Here is an 18,166-nt window from a genome sequence, read left to right as displayed (position 1 = left end):
ATTTACCGATGGTGAGTGTCGCCAGCCGGTCGCTGAAAATGGCGGACCTGGATCTGGAAACCATTACGTAAACCTACATAGAGGCTTTCCCCGGGAACGAGTCCCGCAGCGGTGGCCCAACGGGCCAGATCATCCTGTTCAAAACCCAACCAGAGATCACCGCAGGCCTCCCTGGCCCAATTCTGGTTGTGGCTGCATAAATCCGTAACCAACAGGCTACCGCCGGGGTGCAGCAGCCCGGCCATTTGCTTGAGGGCGTCGGCGGGTGCGGCGAAATGGTGCAAGACCATGTTCAGCACCACGCAGTCGGCCTTTAACGCCGTGCTGTTCAATGCGTCGGCCAGTTGCAGGCTGACATTGCCCAGTGACTCGCGCTCACAAAGCTGGCGCGCCAGTTCCAGCATCGCCGGGCTGTTGTCCAAGGCTGTGACTTGCTGAAAGCGCCGCGCCAGCTCCGGCAGGAAACCGCCATCGCCGGGGCCGACTTCCAGTGCCGTGGCCTCTTCACTGAAGCTCAGCTTGTCGAGCAACGCCAATACGCTGTCGCGGTATTGGGCAAGACCGGCAATCAGGTCTTGCTGGGCGCGAAACTTCTCGGCAACCCGTGCGAAAAAATCCTGACTCGCGGCAGCGCGCTGCCCATGGACCTGGCCGATGCGCGACTGTACGTCGCCTGGCAGGCTGAGGTTGTCCACTTCTTCGAGCAGGGCAGCGTGCAGTTTGCCGCCCAGCAGTTCGGTATGGGGCAGCGCACGGCGGTAGAAAATCGCATTGCCTTCACGGCGGGTGGCTACCAGGTCGGCCTGGGCCAGTACCTTCAAGTGGTGACTCATGCCCGATTGGCCGATGGCGAAGATCTGTGCCAGTTCCAGTACGCCGAAGGAATCGTTGGCCAGTGCGCGCAACACGTTCAGACGCAACGGATCGCCAGCGGCCTTGCACAAGGCTGCCAGTTCATCGCCGTCGTCGGGGCGCAGTGAGGGCATAGGTAGATTCATAAGGCCAGCAGTCTAGTGACGGGTGGAGGGCATCGCAAGGTCAATATCAAAAAGTTTTGATATTGATCGATAAGTGGTGGTTATAAGCCGCCGCTATAACTGTTAGACGAACCGGTTAAAGGTTTCTGCAAGGGATTGATGCCCAAAGCACAGGAAAAACGTCCTCAAGTGACTATCTGTCATTGCCCGCAGGCGGTGGCTGAGGGAAAATGCCGGTCCTTTTTTCCGTTTCTTTTCAGCAAACCCAGGAGATCAGCGATGCCCAGCCGTCGTGAGCGTGCCAACGCCATTCGTGCACTCAGCATGGATGCCGTGCAAAAAGCCAACAGCGGCCATCCCGGTGCCCCGATGGGCATGGCGGATATCGCCGAGGTGCTTTGGCGTGACTACCTGAAACACAACCCGAGCAACCCTTCGTTCGCCGACCGTGACCGCTTCGTGCTGTCCAACGGCCATGGCTCGATGCTGATCTACTCGCTGCTGCACCTGACCGGCTACGACGTCACCATCGACGATCTCAAAAGCTTCCGCCAGCTGCACAGCCGCACTCCGGGTCACCCTGAATTCGGCTATACCCCAGGCGTCGAGACCACCACCGGTCCCCTGGGCCAAGGCCTGGCCAATGCCGTTGGTTTTGCGCTGGCCGAGAAAGTCCTGGGCGCGCAGTTCAACCGTACAGGCCACAACATCGTCGACCACCACACCTACGTATTCCTGGGTGATGGCTGCATGATGGAAGGCATTTCCCACGAAGTCGCTTCCCTGGCCGGCACCCTGGGCCTGGGCAAGCTGATTGCCTTCTACGATGACAACGGCATCTCCATCGACGGCGAAGTCGAAGGCTGGTTCACCGATGACACCCCTAAGCGTTTCGAAGCCTACAACTGGCAGGTGATCCGCAACGTCGACGGCCACGATCCGGAAGAAATCAAGACCGCCATCGACACCGCCCGCAAGAGCGCGCAGCCAACCCTGATCTGCTGCAAGACCACCATCGGTTTCGGTTCGCCGAACAAGCAGGGCAAAGAAGACTGCCATGGCGCCCCACTGGGTGACGCGGAAATCGCCCTGACCCGTGAAGCATTGAAGTGGAACCACGGCCCGTTCGAAATTCCGGCCGACATCTACGCCGAATGGGATGCCAAGGAAAAAGGCCTGGCCACCGAAGCCGAGTGGGACCAGCGTTTCGCAGCCTACTCCGCCGAATTCCCTGAGCTGGCCAACGAGCTGGTCCGCCGCCTCGCCGGCGACCTGCCTGCCGACTTCTCGGAAAAAGCCTCGGCCTACATCGCCGAAGTCGCGGCCAAGGGCGAGACCATCGCCAGCCGTAAAGCCAGCCAGAACACCCTGAACGCGTTTGGCCCATTGCTGCCTGAGATCCTCGGCGGTTCGGCCGACCTGGCCGGCTCCAACCTGACACTGTGGAAGGGCTGCAAAGGTGTTTCGGCTGAAGACGCCAGCGGCAACTACATGTACTACGGCGTACGTGAGTTCGGCATGAGCGCCATCATGAACGGCGTGTCCCTGCACGGCGGCCTGGTGCCTTACGGCGCGACCTTCCTGATGTTCATGGAATACGCCCGTAACGCCGTGCGCATGGCTGCGCTGATGAAGAAGCGCGTGATCCACGTGTATACCCACGACTCCATTGGCCTGGGCGAAGACGGCCCTACGCACCAGCCGGTCGAGCAATTGACCAGCCTGCGTACCACGCCAAACCTGGACACCTGGCGTCCAGCCGACGCGGTGGAATCCGCCGTGGCCTGGAAACACGCCATCGAACGCAAGGACGGCCCTTCGGCGCTGATCTTCTCGCGTCAGAACCTGCAGCACCAAGTGCGTACCGACGCACAGATCGCCGACATCAGCCGTGGCGGCTACGTGCTCAAGGACTGCATCGGCGAGCCTGAGTTGATCCTGATCTCCACGGGTTCCGAGGTGGGCCTGACCGTCCAGGCGTACGACAAGCTGACCGCCCAGGGCCGCAACGTACGCGTTGTGTCCATGCCGTGCACCAGCGTGTTCGAAGCCCAGGACGCCGGCTATAAGCAATCGGTCCTGCCATTGCAGGTCAGTGCGCGTATCGCCATCGAAGCGGCTCACGCCGACTACTGGTACAAGTACGTGGGCCTGGAAGGCCGTGTGATCGGCATGACCACCTACGGTGAGTCGGCGCCGGCGCCAGCATTGTTCGAAGAGTTCGGTTTCACCCTGGAAAACATCCTGGGTCAGGCTGAAGAGCTGCTGGAAGACTAAGCTGTCGATTGAGGTGGCTGTACTGGCCTCTTCGCGAGCAAGCCCGCTCCCACATTGGAATGCATTTCAACTGTGGGAGCGGGCTTGCTCGCGAAAGCGGTCTAACAGCCACCCCTTCACCCAAGGTAATCGAGAACCCCATGCCTCAACCGCGTCGCTACAAAGTTGCACTCAACGGCTACGGCCGCATTGGTCGTTGCGTCTTGCGTGCTCTGTTCGAGCGAGGGGCGGATGCCGGGTTTGAAATTGTTGCGATCAATGATCTTGCCGACATGGCGAGCATCGAATACCTGACACGCTTTGACTCCACCCACGGCCGCTTTCCCGGCAAAGTGCGGGTCGAAGGCGATTGTCTGCACATTAATGGCAACTGCGTGCAGGTCTTGCGCAGTGCCACCCCTGAAGGCATCGACTGGACGGCATTGGGCGTTGACCTGGTGCTGGAATGTTCCGGTGTCTACCACACCCGTGCCGATGGCCAGCGTTTTCTCGACGCCGGCGCACCCCGTGTGCTGTTTTCCCAGCCGATGGCCAGCGAGGCAGATGTCGACGCCACCATCGTCTACGGCATCAACCAGGACTGCCTGACTGGCGATGAACTGCTGGTGTCCAACGCCTCCTGCACCACCAACTGCAGCGTGCCGCTGTTGCGTCTGTTGGATCAGGCGATCGGCCTGGACTACGTGTCGATCACCACGATTCACTCAGCGATGAACGACCAGCCGGTCATCGATGCCTATCACCACGAAGACCTGCGCCGTACGCGCTCGGCGTTCCAGTCGGTGATTCCGGTATCCACCGGCCTGGCGCGCGGCATTGAGCGACTGTTGCCGGAACTTGCCGGGCGAATCCAGGCCAAAGCCGTACGGGTGCCGACGGTGAACGTGTCCTGCCTGGACATCACTATGCAAACTGTCAGCGACACCGATGCGACGGAGGTCAACCGGATCCTGCGCGACGCCGCCACCAGCGGCCCGCTCAAAGGCCTGCTGGCCTATACCGAGTTGCCCCACGCCAGTTGCGATTTCAACCATGACCCGCATTCGGCGATTGTCGACGCCAGCCAGACCCGCGTTTCCGGCCCAAGGCTGGTGAATATCCTGGCCTGGTTCGACAACGAATGGGGTTTTGCCAACCGAATGCTGGATGTTGCGGAACATTATCTGCACATCGCCTCTAAACAACCTCAACAGTAATTCAGGAACTGCGACCCATGACCGTGTTGAAGATGACCGACCTCGATCTGCAAGGTAAGCGCGTACTGATCCGCGAAGACCTCAACGTCCCAGTCAAGGACGGTGTTGTCGCCAGCGATGCGCGAATCCTGGCCTCGCTGCCGACCATCAAGCTGGCCCTGGAAAAAGGCGCGGCCGTGATGGTCTGCTCCCACCTGGGTCGTCCGACCGAAGGTGAGTTCTCCGCCGAAAACAGCCTCAAGCCCGTCGCCGATTACCTCAGCAAAGCCCTTGGCCGCGACGTGCCGCTGGTGGCTGACTACCTAGGCGGCGTTGACGTGAAGGCTGGCGACATTGTGCTGTTCGAAAACGTGCGCTTCAACAAAGGCGAGAAAAAGAACAGCGACGAACTGGCCCAGCAATATGCGGCGCTGTGCGACGTGTTCGTGATGGACGCGTTCGGCACCGCCCACCGCGCTGAAGGCTCGACCCATGGCGTGGCCAAGTTCGCCAAAGTTGCTGCCGCTGGCCCGCTGCTGGCCGCTGAACTGGACGCACTGGGCAAGGCCCTGGGGGCTCCGGCCCAACCAATGGCCGCCATCGTGGCCGGTTCCAAGGTGTCCACCAAGCTGGACGTGCTCAACAGCCTGAGCCAGATCTGCAACCAGCTGATCGTTGGCGGCGGTATCGCCAACACCTTCCTGGCCGCAGCCGGGCATCCCGTGGGCAAGTCCCTGTACGAGCCGGATTTGCTCGACACTGCCCGTGCCATCGCCGCGAAAGTCAGCGTGCCACTGCCGGTGGACGTAGTGGTCGCCAAGGAATTTGCCGAAAGCGCCGAAGCCACCGTCAAGCTGATCGCGGATGTGGCCGCCGACGACATGATCCTGGATATCGGCCCACAAACCGCAGCCAACTTCGCTGAACTGCTGAAAGCCTCCCAGACCATCCTGTGGAACGGTCCGGTGGGTGTCTTCGAGTTTGACCAGTTCGGTAACGGCACCAAGGTGCTGGCCAAGGCCATCGCTGAAAGCTCGGCATTCTCCATCGCCGGCGGCGGCGACACCCTGGCGGCCATCGATAAATATGGCGTTGCTGACCAGATCTCCTACATTTCTACCGGTGGTGGCGCCTTCCTCGAATTCGTCGAAGGCAAAGTACTGCCCGCCGTTGAAGTGTTGGAAACCCGAGCCAAAGGCTGAGGCTCGTGATCCGGAAAAGGAGTGTTCCTATGACCAAGTCGTTGGCAATGGTGATCGCAGCGGGCCTGCTGGCTGGCTGCGGCAGCACGCCAAATGCGGAGCCGGAAGCTGGAAAGCCTGCGGCGCAGCAGAAAAAAGCTGCTACCAGGCGGACTGGCAAGCCGAGACCATGCCGGTGATCAACAAACGCATCGGCAACGAACGGCTGGAGAAATACGACTCCGCGCCCAACGGTCAGGAACAGGGTTGCCCTTGACGGGTCTGATCAACTAACCGACAGCAGCGGCGGCCTCCGGGTCGCACTGTGAGGATTGGCAATGAAAGGCGTTTTCGCCCTGGCAGCTCTGGCCTTGTTGGCCGGCTGCAGCAGCATGAACATGTTCGACAGCAAGGCAGAAACTGCCGACAAGTGGACCACTTGGACCTGCGACAGCAAGGCCGAGGTCAACTGGCGTTTCGCCAACCAGGCTAAATCCGAGGTGGAGTTGCGCCTCGGCGGTTCCGACCAGATCTACCGTCTTAAACAGGACGTCGCTGCCTCGGGCGTGCTGTATGCCAACGACCAATTGGCGTTTCACACAAAAGGTGAGGAAGGCCTGGTTTACTGGGTGGCCACCGATGATTTGATCGGCCGCGGCTGCAAGGCTCAATAGAGAGATCACGATCTCAAAGTTGATGAGGCCCAAGTGTGGGAGCGGGCTTGCTCGCGAATGCGGTGTATCAGTCACCGAATCCGCTAGCTGCTTTTCACCGCTTTCGCGAGCAAGCCCGCTCCCACATTGAGCCGGTTTCAAAGTGAGATAGGTGTTGAGCCCGCCTGAAAAAACGATTCAGCAGGCCAGGCATGTAAAACCTGACCGGCAATAACTTGAATAGCAGCCGCCGCTACGGCAGGCTTGCACGATTAACGACCCTCGACCGGGAGAGACAACACAATGGCACTTATCAGCATGCGTCAAATGCTGGACCACGCAGCCGAGTTCGGCTACGGCGTCCCAGCCTTTAACGTCAACAACCTTGAGCAGATGCGCGCCATCATGGAAGCCGCTGACAAGACCGACTCCCCCGTGATCGTCCAGGCTTCGGCCGGTGCCCGCAAATACGCCGGTGCTCCGTTCCTGCGTCACCTGATCCTCGCCGCGATCGAAGAATTCCCGCACATCCCGGTGTGCATGCACCAGGACCACGGCACCAGCCCGGACGTGTGCCAGCGCTCCATCCAACTGGGCTTCAGCTCGGTCATGATGGACGGCTCCCTTGGCGAAGACGGCAAGACCCCGACCGATTACGAGTACAACGTGCGCGTCACTCAACAAACCGTCGCCATGGCCCACGCCTGCGGCGTGTCGGTTGAAGGCGAGCTGGGCTGCCTGGGTTCCCTGGAAACCGGTATGGCCGGCGAAGAAGACGGCATCGGCGCCGAAGGCGTGCTGGATCACAGCCAGATGCTGACTGACCCGGAAGAAGCTGCTGACTTCGTGAAGAAGACCCAAGTTGACGCCCTGGCGATCGCCATCGGCACCAGCCACGGCGCCTACAAGTTCACCAAGCCACCTACCGGCGACGTGCTGGCCATCGACCGCATCAAGGAAATCCACAAACGCATCCCTAACACCCACCTGGTGATGCACGGTTCTTCCTCGGTGCCGCAAGAGTGGCTGGCGATCATCAACCAGTACGGCGGCGACATCAAAGAAACCTACGGCGTACCGGTTGAAGAAATTGTCGAAGGCATCAAGTACGGCGTGCGCAAGGTCAACATCGACACCGACCTGCGCCTGGCGTCCACCGGTGCGATGCGTCGCTTGATGGCCACCAACCCGAGCGAGTTCGACCCGCGTAAATTCTTCGGCGCCACCGTGACCGCGATGCGTGACGTGTGTATCGCACGCTACGAAGCGTTCGGCACTGCGGGTAACGCTTCGAAGATCAAGCCGATCTCGTTGGAAGCGATGTATCAGCGTTATTTGAAAGGTGAGTTGAACGCCAAGGTGAATTAAGCCTCAGCGTTTAAAAGGAGCCCGCAGTGATGCGGGCTTTTTTGTGGTTGGTATTCAGTCGTGATCAATATCCAGCTTCGCAAACGTCACCCGTGCACCTTCCTTGCTATCCCCACTGTTGTCCTGCACATACGCTCCTGCCTTGAAGTACAACGGCTTCGCCCCCCACGCAGCGCCAATGCGCTCATTCCACTCACCATCGGCGGCATACACACTGAGCAGCCCGGCTTTGTTGAGGTTGATCACGTAAGTGAAGCTCTTCTCCAGTGGCACGTTCGACGCCACGATGATTACCCGCCCTTCATCCTCATCCGGGCGCATGCGGACTTTGGCGACGATGTTGCCTGTCTGGGTTTTTTCCTTGAATTGATACTCCAGTTTGATCAGCGGCTTTTGGCTGTCATAGGCATGAATCTGCCCAATCACGATTTTGCCGGTGGAGGGCACTTGGTTGACTGCCAAGGTCGCGCGCAGGAAGTTGTCCGCATCCGGATAGGTCCAGTTACGCAGCCGTCCATCGGCGTAGGTCTCACGCAATTCGCTGCGCGGGTAAACGGCATTTTCGGTGCGGGTGCCGGTGACAGGGGTCCAGAATTGCACGTTGCTGCCTTCGGCCTGGAAATACTGGTCGTTGAAACCATTCATCAGTTTCGGAGTGTCGATGGTGGCGGGCGGGGAGCCGACCGGAATGCTCAGGTTCCAGGTGGAAAGGTCGATCATGGCATTTGCCTTTTTACAGAAGGTGAAGGCTTTGGCCCGTGGGCCAGACAGGTTCTTTATAGGTGGTGTTAACCATCTTGTTAAATGGTCGATGGCAAATTATTGGCGTCAAGGGAATGCCAAAAAGCCATGTTTCCCAGGAATCGCGGGCTGTAGCGGGTTACCGTTAGTCGGCTTCCTGAAAATTGGCGCAATGATGGCACCGTCGTTACTTCTGCTTTTTTGGAAGCGGGGCTAGAGTGAGGCCTCAGAGTTTGTCCGGGTTTTCTGTCAGAATTGACCGGAGTGGCTCCCTAGGAAGAGACGTAGCATGGAATGCGCTCCACACCACGCCGATGGCAGTTCAGTTCTTTTGGTGGTCGATGACTACCCCGAAAACCTAGTCAGTATGCGTGCGCTCTTGCAGCGTGAAGACTGGCGGGTGATCACCGCAGGTTCTGGCCTGGAAGCTTTGGAATTGTTGCTCGCCCACGACGTCGATCTGGTCTTGCTGGACGTGCGCATGCCAGGCATGGATGGCTTTGAGGTGGCGCGGCTGATGCGCGGCAGCCAACGCACGTGCATGACGCCTATCATCTTTCTTACGGCTAACGCCCAGTCCCCCGCGGCGGTGCTGGAGGGTTATGCCAGTGGCGCCGTCGATTATCTGTTCAAGCCGTTTGATCCGAACATCCTCAAGCCCAAGGTCCAGGCTCTGTTGGAGCATCAGCGCAATCGCCGTGCCTTGCAGCGCTTGAGCCATGACCTAGAGTCCGCCCGCGCCTTTAATGCATCGGTGCTGGATAACGCTGCCGAGGGCATTCTGGTGGTGGGTGAAGGGAGTGTGATCGAGTACGCCAACCCGGCTATTTCGCGGCTTCTGAATGCCACCATGACCGAATTGCAGGGTGAGAGCTTCCTGAGTTTCCTGCAAAAACCCCATGTACCGGCCTGGCTGGGGTTCCCGATGTTCGAGGCTTATCGCAAAGGCGAAACCTGGCGTCAGCACGACGCTATTTTACGCACCGGTCGCGGTCAGCAGGTACCGGTGGCGCTGTCATGCGCGCCGTTGCCCGCCGAGCAGAAGGCCATGGTGGTGACGGTGCTGGACATGTCTGAAGTGCGCCATTTGCATCAGCAGTTGGAGTTCCAGGCGGTGACCGATCCGTTGACCGGGTTGTTGAACCGGCGTGGCTTTCATCAGGCGGTGGAGAACATGCTGCTGCGCAGTGAGCGTAGCGAGCAGTCCCTGGTGTTGCTGTACCTGGACCTGGATGGCTTCAAACGGGTCAATGACTCGTTGGGGCACGACGCAGGAGACCGGGTGTTGCGCTGGGTCTCGGAACAGATGCAGGCCTGTTTGCGATCCGGCGACATGCTCGGGCGGATGGGCGGGGATGAATTCACGGCGTTGCTGGAGCTGGAATTTCCAGAGCAAGCCGCGAAGATTGCGGAAAAACTGATCGAACGAGTATCGGTGTGCCAGCAGATCGACGGCCTGGATGTGATGCTGGGCGTCAGTATCGGCATTGCGATGTTCCCGGAGTGTGGTTCGGACTTGAGCGGTCTGTTGCGTGCGGCTGACATTGCCATGTACGAGGCCAAGCGCGCCGGGCGTCAGCAATACCGTTATTACGATCAGGAAATGAACGGGCGCGCCCGCTCTCGGCTGATGCTCGAAGACAGCGTGCGCACGGCGATTCAAAACAAGGATTTCACTCTGGTTTACCAGCCCCAGGTGTCCCTGGAAGGCGGGCGTCTACGCGGTGTCGAGGCGCTGTTGCGCTGGCAGCATCCGAGCGTCGGCGATGTGCCGCCGGGTTTGTTCCTGCCGTTGCTTGAAGAAGCGCGGCTGATCAGCCAGTTGAGTACCTGGATCTACCAGCAGGTCGCCGCCCAGCGTCAGGCCTGGCAATCGGCGTTCGATGAGGAGCTGGTGCTGAGCGTGAGCCTGAGCAGCAGCCAGTTCAATATGCCTAATCTGGCGGCCCAGTTGCAGCAGGTCATTGAGCGACATGGGTTGCAGGGTCGACAGCTGGAGGTGGAAATCAGTGAAGACTGCCTGATGAGTAACCTGGAGGAGTCGACCAAACAGCTTAAGTTGTTGCGCCAGATTGGTGTGCGCACCGCCCTGGATGATTTTGGCCTGGGCAATTGTTCCCTGGCGCATCTGCGTGATCTGGCCTTCGACACCCTCAAGCTCGACCCACAACTGGTCGCGCGCCTGCCCGACTCGGCGCGGGATGCGGTGATGGCGCGCAGTATCATCGAGCTGTGCGGGCATTTTGATGTTGTGGTAGTGGCTGAAGGGGTGGAAACCCAAGAGCAAGCCCGATGGCTCAAGGCCAATGGTTGCCCGTTTATACAGGGCCCGATAGCGGCGTCGCCGTTGATGGCTGAGGAAGTGGCTGATTGGTCGCGCGCTCGCGCGTGCTGAATTCGCTACACTGGCGCCCATTCGAACCCTGTTGCAGACCCCATGACCGCGCTGAAATACCTCCAGGCCTATCCCGCCGCTCTGCAAGAGCAAGTGCGCCAATTGATCGCCAAGGACCAATTGGGTGCCTACCTGGAACAACGTTACCCCGAACGCCACGCCGTGCAGAGCGACAAGGCGTTGTACGCCTACGCCCTGGCCCTGAAGCAGGAACACCTGCGCAATGCCCCGGCCATCGATAAGGTGTTGTTCGATAACCGTCTGGACCTGACCCACCGTGCCCTCGGCCTGCACACCACCATCTCGCGGGTGCAGGGCGGCAACCTTAAATCCAAGAAAGAGATCCGCATTGCGGCCCTGTTCAAGGAGGCCGCGCCGGAGTTCCTGCGCATGATCGTGGTGCATGAACTGGCGCACTTCAAGGAATCGGACCACAACAAAGCGTTCTACAAACTCTGTGAGTACATGATGCCGGGCTACCATCAGGTGGAATTCGACCTGCGCGTCTACCTCACGTACCGCGACCTGCAGGGCAAACCCTGACCGCACAAGGCGACCGACCATGGATGTGAGCAAGACCAAGAGCAGCTTCTACCGCCGCCTGTACGTGGCTTACCTGATCGACAGCGGGCAAGCCAGCAATGTCCCGGCGCTGACCGACGTCACCGGCATGCCCCGGCGCACGGCCCAGGATACGATTGCGGCGTTGGCTGACCTGGATATCCTGTGTGAATTCGAGCAGGAAGACGGTGCCCGCAACCATGCCGGGCACTATCGGATTCGCAGTTGGGGGGCCATTGATCGGCGCTGGATCGAGGCGAACCTTGGGCTGATCAAGCAGGTGCTGGGTTATCCCTAGTCCTTTCTCATGCCAATGTGCGGAATATCGTCCTCAAGGTATTCCTCTCCGGCCACCACAAATCCGTATCGCCCGTAATACCCCTGCAAATGCGCTTGGGCTGACAGGAAAATCGGCGTCTGCGGCCAGATATCGCCGATCCGCTTGAGTGTCTCTTCCATCATTTGATGCCCCAGCCCAGTGCCGCGCGCTACCGACGCCACGATCACGCGACCGATGACCACATCACCGCCCTGTGATTCCGGGTCCAGCAGGCGCAGGTAGGCCACCAGTTGGTCATCCTGCCAGGCCATCAGGTGGTGGGTGTCGCCCGACAAGTCCTGCCCGTCGAGGTCCTGGTAAGCACATTTCTGTTCGACAACGAAGACCTCGTTGCGCAGGCGCAGGATGGCGTAAAGCTGCTCCTTGCCCAGGTCATCGTGGTGCTTGCAGACCCATTCAATTGTCATGGCATGTTCTCTTATTAAATGTCTGCTGCGGATAGTAAGCGCGACAGCCATTTGTGTCTAAATCGACTATTTTTGTGAGTGAAATCAATTTGCCATCATTGAGTGCGTGCGGCGCCGCTTTCTTTGTGTAATCTGAGCTACTGTTAGAACCTCAGGTCTCGCCTGAGCTAGCCTGCCAAGGACTTTGAGCATGCCGCGATTCTCTCGTGCCGTTGCTTTGATTGGAGTGTTATTGCTGGCTCAGCCGGCCTTCGCACAGCGTCTGCGCCTGGTAGCGGATGCCTGGCCACCCTTTACCGACGCCACCTTGATCAATGGCGGGCTGGCCACCGACATCGTCAGCACCGCCCTGGCCCGCGCGGGTTATGCCAGTGATTTCGAACAGGTGCCCTGGGCTCGCGCGTTGATGGGCGTTGGCGACGGTCGTTATGACGTATTGGTGAACGCCTGGTACGACGATGCGCGCACACAGCTGGGGCAGTTCTCCGGTGAGTACTTGCTCAACCGCGTGCGTTTCATCAAGCGACGTGACGATCCCATCGAATTCCAGAACCTTGAGCAACTGCACGACTACCCCATTGCCGTGGTGCGCGGGTATGCCTATTCGGCGGCGTTCGATGGCGATGCGCAGTTACAGAAAGTGCCGGTGCATAACTTCGCCATGGCCGTGCGCATGCTCGCGGCGCAGCGGGTGCGGCTGACGGTGGAGGATGAATATGTGGCGCGGTATTACTTGTCCCGCGAATCGACGCGGGTGCGCAATACAGTGGAGTTCTTACCCAAGCCCTTGAGCGAAAACAGCCTGCATATCCTGGTGAGCTTGAAGAACCCCGAGCATGCGCAGATCGTCGCCAGCTTTGACCGGGAGATTGCCAAGATGAAGGCCGATGGCAGTTATGCGCGGTTGATGAAGCAGCATGGGATGTAGGGTTCTTGCGGGCCTCTTCGCGAGCAAGCCCGCTCCCACATTCGACCACATTCCAAAGGATGGGCGCGGTTAAATGTGGGAGCTGGCTTGCTCGCGAAAGCGGTCTAAGCCGCACGGGTGTCCTTGATCAGATGCGCAGCCAATGTCCTCAGTGGCCCCAACTGCCGGCAAATCAACGCCAACTGTGTCTGCACCAGCCGTTGCCCCTCATCAATCTCATCCGGCATCTGCTCCAGCTCCACCGCCAGCGCTTCCTCGGCATCGCTCTGAATCGCAATCGGCTGCTTGTTCGCCAGCCCCGTGGCGATTTCATCGATGCTCGCCGCCAAGGTGTTCCCTGCGCCTTCGATCAGGTGTTCCCGCACCTCGGCTGGCAATTGGGTCTCGCGGTGTGCCCCCAGCCCTGACAAGTAGCTGAGCAAAGTGTGCGACAGCACCAGGAAGCGGAAGCCCACGTCCGCCTCCTTACGAAAGTGCCCCGGTTCCATCAGCATATTCGCCAGGGTGGTCGACAGCGCCGCATCCGCGTTGTGCGCATTGCGTCGGGCCAGGCGGTAGGCCAGGTCATCGCTTTTGCCGGCGGCGTATTGCTGCATGATCTGGCGTAGGTAGATGCTGTTGCAGGTCAGGGTGTTGGCCAGCACTTTGTTCAAGCGGCGGCCCTGCCAGTCCGGCAGGAACAGGAACACCGCCAGGCCCGCAATCAAGCTGCCCAGCAAGGTATCGAACAGGCGCGGCAGGAACAGGCCGTAGCCGTCACCCACCTGGTTGAAGCAGAACAACACCATCAAGGTGATCGCGGCGGTGGCCAGGGTGTAGCGGGTGGTGCGGTTGATAAAGAACACCAGGCCGGCCGCGATGGCGAACATCGACTGCACCAGTGGGCTTGGGAACAGATCGAACAGCGCCCAAGCAACGGTTAGCCCGATGGCGGTACCGATGATCCGCTGGCCGAGTTTGCGGCGGGTGGCGCCGTAGTTGGGCTGGCACACGAACAGCGTGGTCAGGATGATCCAGTAGCCTTGGGAGGCGTGAATTGCATGCAGCATGCCGTAGCCCACGGTCAGCGCCAGGGACAGGCGCAAGGCATGGCGGAACAGCAAGGAGGTGGGGGTCATCTGCGTACGCAGGCGTGTCCACATTTCCTTGAGGTTGCGCGGGGCGCGGTCCAGCAGGTTGCTGTCGGTAGCATCCGCCAGGCTGTCGGGGTTGCTGGCGTCGCCCAGCAGGCGGTCCAGGGTGGACAGGTTGGCCGCCAGGGCGCGCAGCGAGCGCAGCAGGCCGCGCCAGGCCGGGTTGCTCTGGATGCGCAGGTGTTCCAGGGAGGCGTTCAGATCGCCCAAGGCTTCGGCGAAGCTGTCGTCATAGATGAATGGCTGGCGCAGTTGGATCGATTCGGCCAGGGTCTGGCAGGCCTTGCCCTGTTGGCGCAGCAGGCGCTGGCAACGGAACAGCACGTCGCTGTGGAAGAAGGCGTCGGCCAGGGCGTTGTAGGGGTAGTGGGACGAGCTGGCGCGTTCGTGGATGTCTTGGGCCAGGAAGTACAGCTTGAGGTAGCGGCTGACTTTCGAACCAGGGCGGCCATTGCCGACGCGGTGCAGGATGATCTCCTTCGCCGCATTCAGCGCGGCAACGACTCGCCCATTTTGCTGGGCCAGTTCCAGGCGACGCGCCTCAACATCCAGTTGGCGGATCGGTTCGAACAACGATGACTTGAGCTTGAGGTAACGCCCCAATTCGCGAAACAGCCGCGCCAGGCTCTGCTGCACCGGCTGGTTGGAAAACAACGCTTGCCACAGCACCGACAGCGCGCCATACCAGGCGGCGCCAGCCACCAGCAGCAACGGCTCGTGCCAGAAATCGGAGACGGCGCCACCGCGCTGGTCCACGCCGATCATGGTGTACACCGACAGGATCAGCGTCGCCGATGCAATCGCGCCATACCGTTCGCCCAAGGCGCCGAGCATGGTCAGGCAGAAGGTGGCCAGGGCCAGGGAGATCGCGAAGATCCAGGGATAAGGGAACAGCAGCTCCACCGACAGCGCGGCGATGCTGAAACACACCAGCGTCACCGCCAGGGCATTGAGACGGCCTTGCCAACTGTCATCGGTCTCGGCCAAGGCGCTGGCGATAATCCCCAGGAACAGCGGGATCAGCAGTGTCATTTCATCCTGATACCAGCACAGCGCCATGCTGCCGGTGAGGGCGATGAACACCCGAATGCTGTAGCTGAATTTATCCAGCGCCCACAGGCGCCGCATGGACTGCTTGAACGAGGTTGATGACATGAAGTCTGGAGTCTTCCGGGACGATGCCGCTAAATTGAGCTATCAAGGACGCCACGGCAAGCGTGACGATCACATCCAACAGCAAAATTTATTCCGGCCACACCACAAATCGAATGTGGGAGCTGGCTTGCCTGCGATGGCGTCGGCACATTCAGCATTAGCGTTGCCTGGCTCACCGTCATCGCAGGCAAGCCAGCTCCCACAGTTTGATCGAGTACATCCTTTAGTCAGGCGTACTGTGCGGCGGCGTAACCCGACGCCCACGCCCACTGGAAGTTGAAGCCGCCCAGGTGGCCGGTCACATCCAGCACTTCGCCGATAAAGTACAGGCCAGGGCTTTTCAGCGACTCCATGGTCTTGGACGACACTTCCCGCGTATCCACCCCACCCAACGTCACTTCCGCCGTGCGATAACCCTCGGTGCCCGCCGGCACCAGTTGCCAGCTGCCGAGCTTTTGCGCGATATCGGCAATCTCGGCATGGGTGTACTGCTTCATTGGCTTGGACGCGAACCAGGTCTCCGCCAGCAGGTTCGCCATCTTCTTGGTGAAGATCTCGCCCAGCAGGGTTTTCAGCTCGCTATTGGGGCGCTCGACCTGTTGCTGTTGCAGCCAGGTGTGGGCGTCGTGGTCGGGCAGGAGGTTGATTTCCACCGTGTCGCCGGGCTCCCAGTACGAGGATATCTGCAAGATCGCCGGCCCGCTCAGGCCACGGTGGGTAAACAGGATGTTCTCGCGAAAGCTCTGGCCGTTGCAGCTGACCAGGCAATCCACCGAGGTGCCGGACAACTCGCCGCACAGATCCTTGAGCTGGTCGGTGATGGTGAACGGCACCAGCCCGGCGCGGGTCGGCAGCAATTCATGGCCGAATTGCTTGGCCACTTGGTAACCGAACCCAGTGGCGCCCAGGGTCGGAATCGACAGGCCGCCCGTGGCGATCACCAGGGATTCGCAGCGCAGCTCACCCAAGGTGGTTTGCAACTGATAACCGGCTTCCAGTTTGGCAATCTCCTGGACCGACGTGTCCAGGTGCAGGCTCACACCGACCTGGATGCACTCATCGAGCAGCATGTCGAGAATGTCGCTGGACTTGTTATCGCAGAACAACTGGCCGAGCTTCTTCTCGTGATAGGGCACGCCGTGCTTGGCCACCAGCCCGATAAAGTCCCACTGGGTGTAGCGCGCCAGGGCGGACTTGCAGAAATGCGCGTTGTGCGACAGGAAGTTGGCCGGCTCGGTGTACATATTGGTGAAATTGCAGCGGCCACCGCCGGACATCAGGATCTTCTTGCCGGCCTTGTTCGCATGGTCGATCAACATCACTTTGCGCCCACGCCCGGCGGCGGTCAGTGCGCACATCAAGCCCGCGGCGCCGGCGCCAATGATCACAACTTCGGTCGAGCGCAAAACGGTGTCCTCATACATTTTCTGATTTGGAATACAGTCAAATGTGGATCTCCCTTAAGTTGGAGATCTTTACAGGATGCGCACGCGCAACGAACGGCCTTTGATCTTGCCGTCGTTCAAACGCTGCAACGCCTGCTTGGCGATCCCGCGCTCCACGGCCACGAAGGCCTGGAAGTCAAAGATCGCGATCTTGCCGACCTGGGCACCCGGGATGCCGGCTTCACCGGTCAGCGCGCCGAGGATGTCGCCAGGGCGAACCTTGTCTTTACGGCCGGCAGCGATGCACAGGGTGCTCATCTGCGGCAGCAACGGACCACCGCTTTGTGGCTTGAGGTTGTCCAGTTGATCCCAGTTCAGTGGCGACTTCTGCAGTTGCTCGATGGCCTGGGCGCGGTGCGCTTCGGACGGTGCCACCAGGCTGATGGCGATGCCGGTTTCGCCAGCACGACCGGTACGGCCGACGCGGTGAATGTGGATTTCCGAGTCGCGGGCCAGTTCGACGTTGATCACCATGTCCAGCGAGTCGATGTCCAGACCGCGTGCGGCAACGTCCGTAGCAACGAGCACCGACGTGCTGCGGTTGGCGAACATCGCCAGCACTTGGTCACGGTCGCGCTGTTCCAGGTCACCATGCAGGCCGACGGCGGAAATGCCCTTGGATGTCAGGTGATCCACGGTTTCCTGCACTTGCTGCTTGGTAAAGCAGAAGGCCACGCAGGAGGCTGGACGGAAGTGCGCCAGTACTTTGGTCACGGCGTCCATGCGCTCTTCCGGCGAGATCTCGTAGAAACGCTGTTCGATCTGATCGTCGGAGTGGAACGCTTCGGCTTTCACTTGCTGCGGCGCGCGCATGAACTTCGAGGCCAGCTGCTTGATGCTCACCGGGTAAGTGGCCGAGAACAGCAGGGTTTGGCGGCGCGGTGGGGTCTTGCTGATGATGTCTTCGATGGCGTCGTAGAAGCCCATGTCGAGCATGCGGTCGGCTTCATCGAGGATCAGCGTGTTCAGGCCGTCGAGTACCAGCGAACCTTTGCGCAAGTGCTGCTGGATACGACCCGGTGTGCCGACGATGACGTGGGCACCGTGTTCCAGGGAGGCGATCTGCGGGCCGAGGGACACGCCGCCGCACAGGGTCAGTACCTTGATGTTGTCTTCGGCACGGGCCAGGCGACGAATTTCCTTGGCGACCTGGTCGGCCAGCTCACGAGTCGGGCACATCACCAGGGCCTGGCAGCCGAAGTAACGCGGGTTGATCGGGTTCAACAGGCCGATGCCGAAGGCGGCGGTCTTGCCGCTGCCGGTCTTGGCCTGGGCAATCAAGTCCAGCCCCTTGAGGATCACCGGCAAGCTTTGCGCCTGGATCTGCGTCATCTCGACATAACCCAGCGAGTCGAGGTTAGCCAGCATGGCGGCGGACAGGGGCAAAGTATTAAAAGCGGTGGCGATGGTAGTCACGGGACTGGCTCTGC

The 18,166-nt window shown here is 60.2% G+C and carries 15 protein-coding genes and 1 pseudogene; 10 read left to right on the top strand and 6 right to left on the bottom strand.

Translation table 11 applies throughout. The features are described from left to right. Positions 1 to 2: 2 nt before the first annotated feature. Entirely contained in the window at positions 3 to 998 is a 996-nt protein-coding gene (locus tag AB4N92_RS10080; protein WP_010207158.1) for an ArsR/SmtB family transcription factor, read from the bottom strand. Positions 999 to 1,256: 258 nt separating this feature from the next. Here AB4N92_RS10080 and tkt point away from each other — a divergent pair, with 258 nt between their 5' ends. The 6 genes and pseudogenes from tkt to fba all read left to right on the top strand — a co-directional run bounded on the left by tkt (position 1,257) and on the right by fba (position 7,631). Continuing rightward, positions 1,257 to 3,254, top strand: coding sequence for a transketolase (gene tkt, locus AB4N92_RS10075; protein ID WP_021492696.1), 1,998 nt, complete (start codon positions 1,257 to 1,259; stop codon positions 3,252 to 3,254). 140 nt (positions 3,255 to 3,394) lie between these two features. After that, complete coding sequence (gene epd, locus AB4N92_RS10070; RefSeq protein ID WP_021492697.1) at positions 3,395 to 4,450, top strand: erythrose-4-phosphate dehydrogenase; 1,056 nt, start codon at positions 3,395 to 3,397, stop codon at positions 4,448 to 4,450. A 17-nt stretch (positions 4,451 to 4,467) separates the two neighbouring features. Continuing rightward, positions 4,468 to 5,631: a phosphoglycerate kinase gene (locus tag AB4N92_RS10065; protein WP_010207155.1), complete on the top strand. Its 1,164-nt coding sequence runs from the start codon at positions 4,468 to 4,470 to the stop codon at positions 5,629 to 5,631. A gap of 29 nt (positions 5,632 to 5,660) precedes the next feature. Next, positions 5,661 to 5,887 (top strand): annotated as a pseudogene (locus tag AB4N92_RS10060) (hypothetical protein). Between the two features lie 61 nt (positions 5,888 to 5,948). Further along, positions 5,949 to 6,284 (top strand): MliC family protein, encoded by a 336-nt coding sequence (locus AB4N92_RS10055; protein WP_021492699.1) that lies wholly within the window; start codon positions 5,949 to 5,951, stop codon positions 6,282 to 6,284. 282 nt (positions 6,285 to 6,566) lie between these two features. Continuing rightward, a complete protein-coding gene (fba, locus tag AB4N92_RS10050) occupies positions 6,567 to 7,631 on the top strand; it encodes a class II fructose-bisphosphate aldolase (protein WP_003177554.1) in 1,065 nt (354 codons plus the stop codon). A gap of 54 nt (positions 7,632 to 7,685) precedes the next feature. Here the strand turns inward: fba and AB4N92_RS10045 are convergent, their stop codons facing one another. After that, positions 7,686 to 8,351: a polysaccharide lyase family 7 protein gene (locus tag AB4N92_RS10045; protein WP_010207150.1), complete on the bottom strand. Its 666-nt coding sequence runs from the start codon at positions 8,349 to 8,351 to the stop codon at positions 7,686 to 7,688. A gap of 310 nt (positions 8,352 to 8,661) precedes the next feature. On the opposite strand from AB4N92_RS10045, the gene AB4N92_RS10040 reads away from it, so the two are divergent. Genes AB4N92_RS10040 through AB4N92_RS10030 form a run of 3 tightly spaced genes read left to right on the top strand, consistent with a single transcriptional unit; the run spans position 8,662 to position 11,626 of the window. Further along, positions 8,662 to 10,767: a putative bifunctional diguanylate cyclase/phosphodiesterase gene (locus AB4N92_RS10040; RefSeq protein WP_045791545.1), complete on the top strand. Its 2,106-nt coding sequence runs from the start codon at positions 8,662 to 8,664 to the stop codon at positions 10,765 to 10,767. Positions 10,768 to 10,809: 42 nt separating this feature from the next. After that, positions 10,810 to 11,310: a M48 metallopeptidase family protein gene (locus tag AB4N92_RS10035; protein WP_010207148.1), complete on the top strand. Its 501-nt coding sequence runs from the start codon at positions 10,810 to 10,812 to the stop codon at positions 11,308 to 11,310. A 19-nt stretch (positions 11,311 to 11,329) separates the two neighbouring features. Further along, on the top strand, positions 11,330 to 11,626 hold the full coding sequence (locus AB4N92_RS10030; protein WP_010207147.1) for a winged helix-turn-helix domain-containing protein: 297 nt from the start codon (positions 11,330 to 11,332) through the stop codon (positions 11,624 to 11,626). On the opposite strand, the gene AB4N92_RS10025 is transcribed toward AB4N92_RS10030, so the two are convergent. Then, positions 11,623 to 12,075 carry a GNAT family N-acetyltransferase gene (locus tag AB4N92_RS10025; protein ID WP_010207146.1) on the bottom strand — a complete coding sequence of 151 codons (453 nt, stop codon included), beginning with the start codon at positions 12,073 to 12,075 and terminating at the stop codon, positions 11,623 to 11,625. The genes AB4N92_RS10030 and AB4N92_RS10025 overlap by 4 nt on opposite strands. Positions 12,076 to 12,265: 190 nt before the next feature. Here AB4N92_RS10025 and AB4N92_RS10020 point away from each other — a divergent pair, with 190 nt between their 5' ends. Beyond that, on the top strand, positions 12,266 to 13,003 hold the full coding sequence (locus AB4N92_RS10020) for a substrate-binding periplasmic protein (RefSeq protein WP_010207143.1): 738 nt from the start codon (positions 12,266 to 12,268) through the stop codon (positions 13,001 to 13,003). 104 nt (positions 13,004 to 13,107) lie between these two features. Here the strand turns inward: AB4N92_RS10020 and yccS are convergent, their stop codons facing one another. The 3 genes from yccS to dbpA form a co-directional block, all read right to left on the bottom strand. Then, positions 13,108 to 15,291, bottom strand: coding sequence for a YccS family putative transporter (gene yccS / locus AB4N92_RS10015; protein WP_010207141.1), 2,184 nt, complete (start codon positions 15,289 to 15,291; stop codon positions 13,108 to 13,110). 227 nt (positions 15,292 to 15,518) lie between these two features. Further along, positions 15,519 to 16,697: a BaiN/RdsA family NAD(P)/FAD-dependent oxidoreductase gene (locus AB4N92_RS10010; RefSeq protein WP_236266811.1), complete on the bottom strand. Its 1,179-nt coding sequence runs from the start codon at positions 16,695 to 16,697 to the stop codon at positions 15,519 to 15,521. A 69-nt stretch (positions 16,698 to 16,766) separates the two neighbouring features. Continuing rightward, positions 16,767 to 18,104, bottom strand: a complete 1,338-nt coding sequence (gene dbpA, locus AB4N92_RS10005) for an ATP-dependent RNA helicase DbpA (protein ID WP_231501119.1) — start codon at positions 18,102 to 18,104, stop codon at positions 16,767 to 16,769. Positions 18,105 to 18,166: the final 62 nt, after the last annotated feature.

The sequence above is a fragment of the Pseudomonas sp. S3_A09 genome (assembly GCF_054668065.1).
The sequence above is the reverse complement of the archived record's forward strand: the minus strand, read 5'-3'. Positions and strand labels throughout refer to the sequence as shown.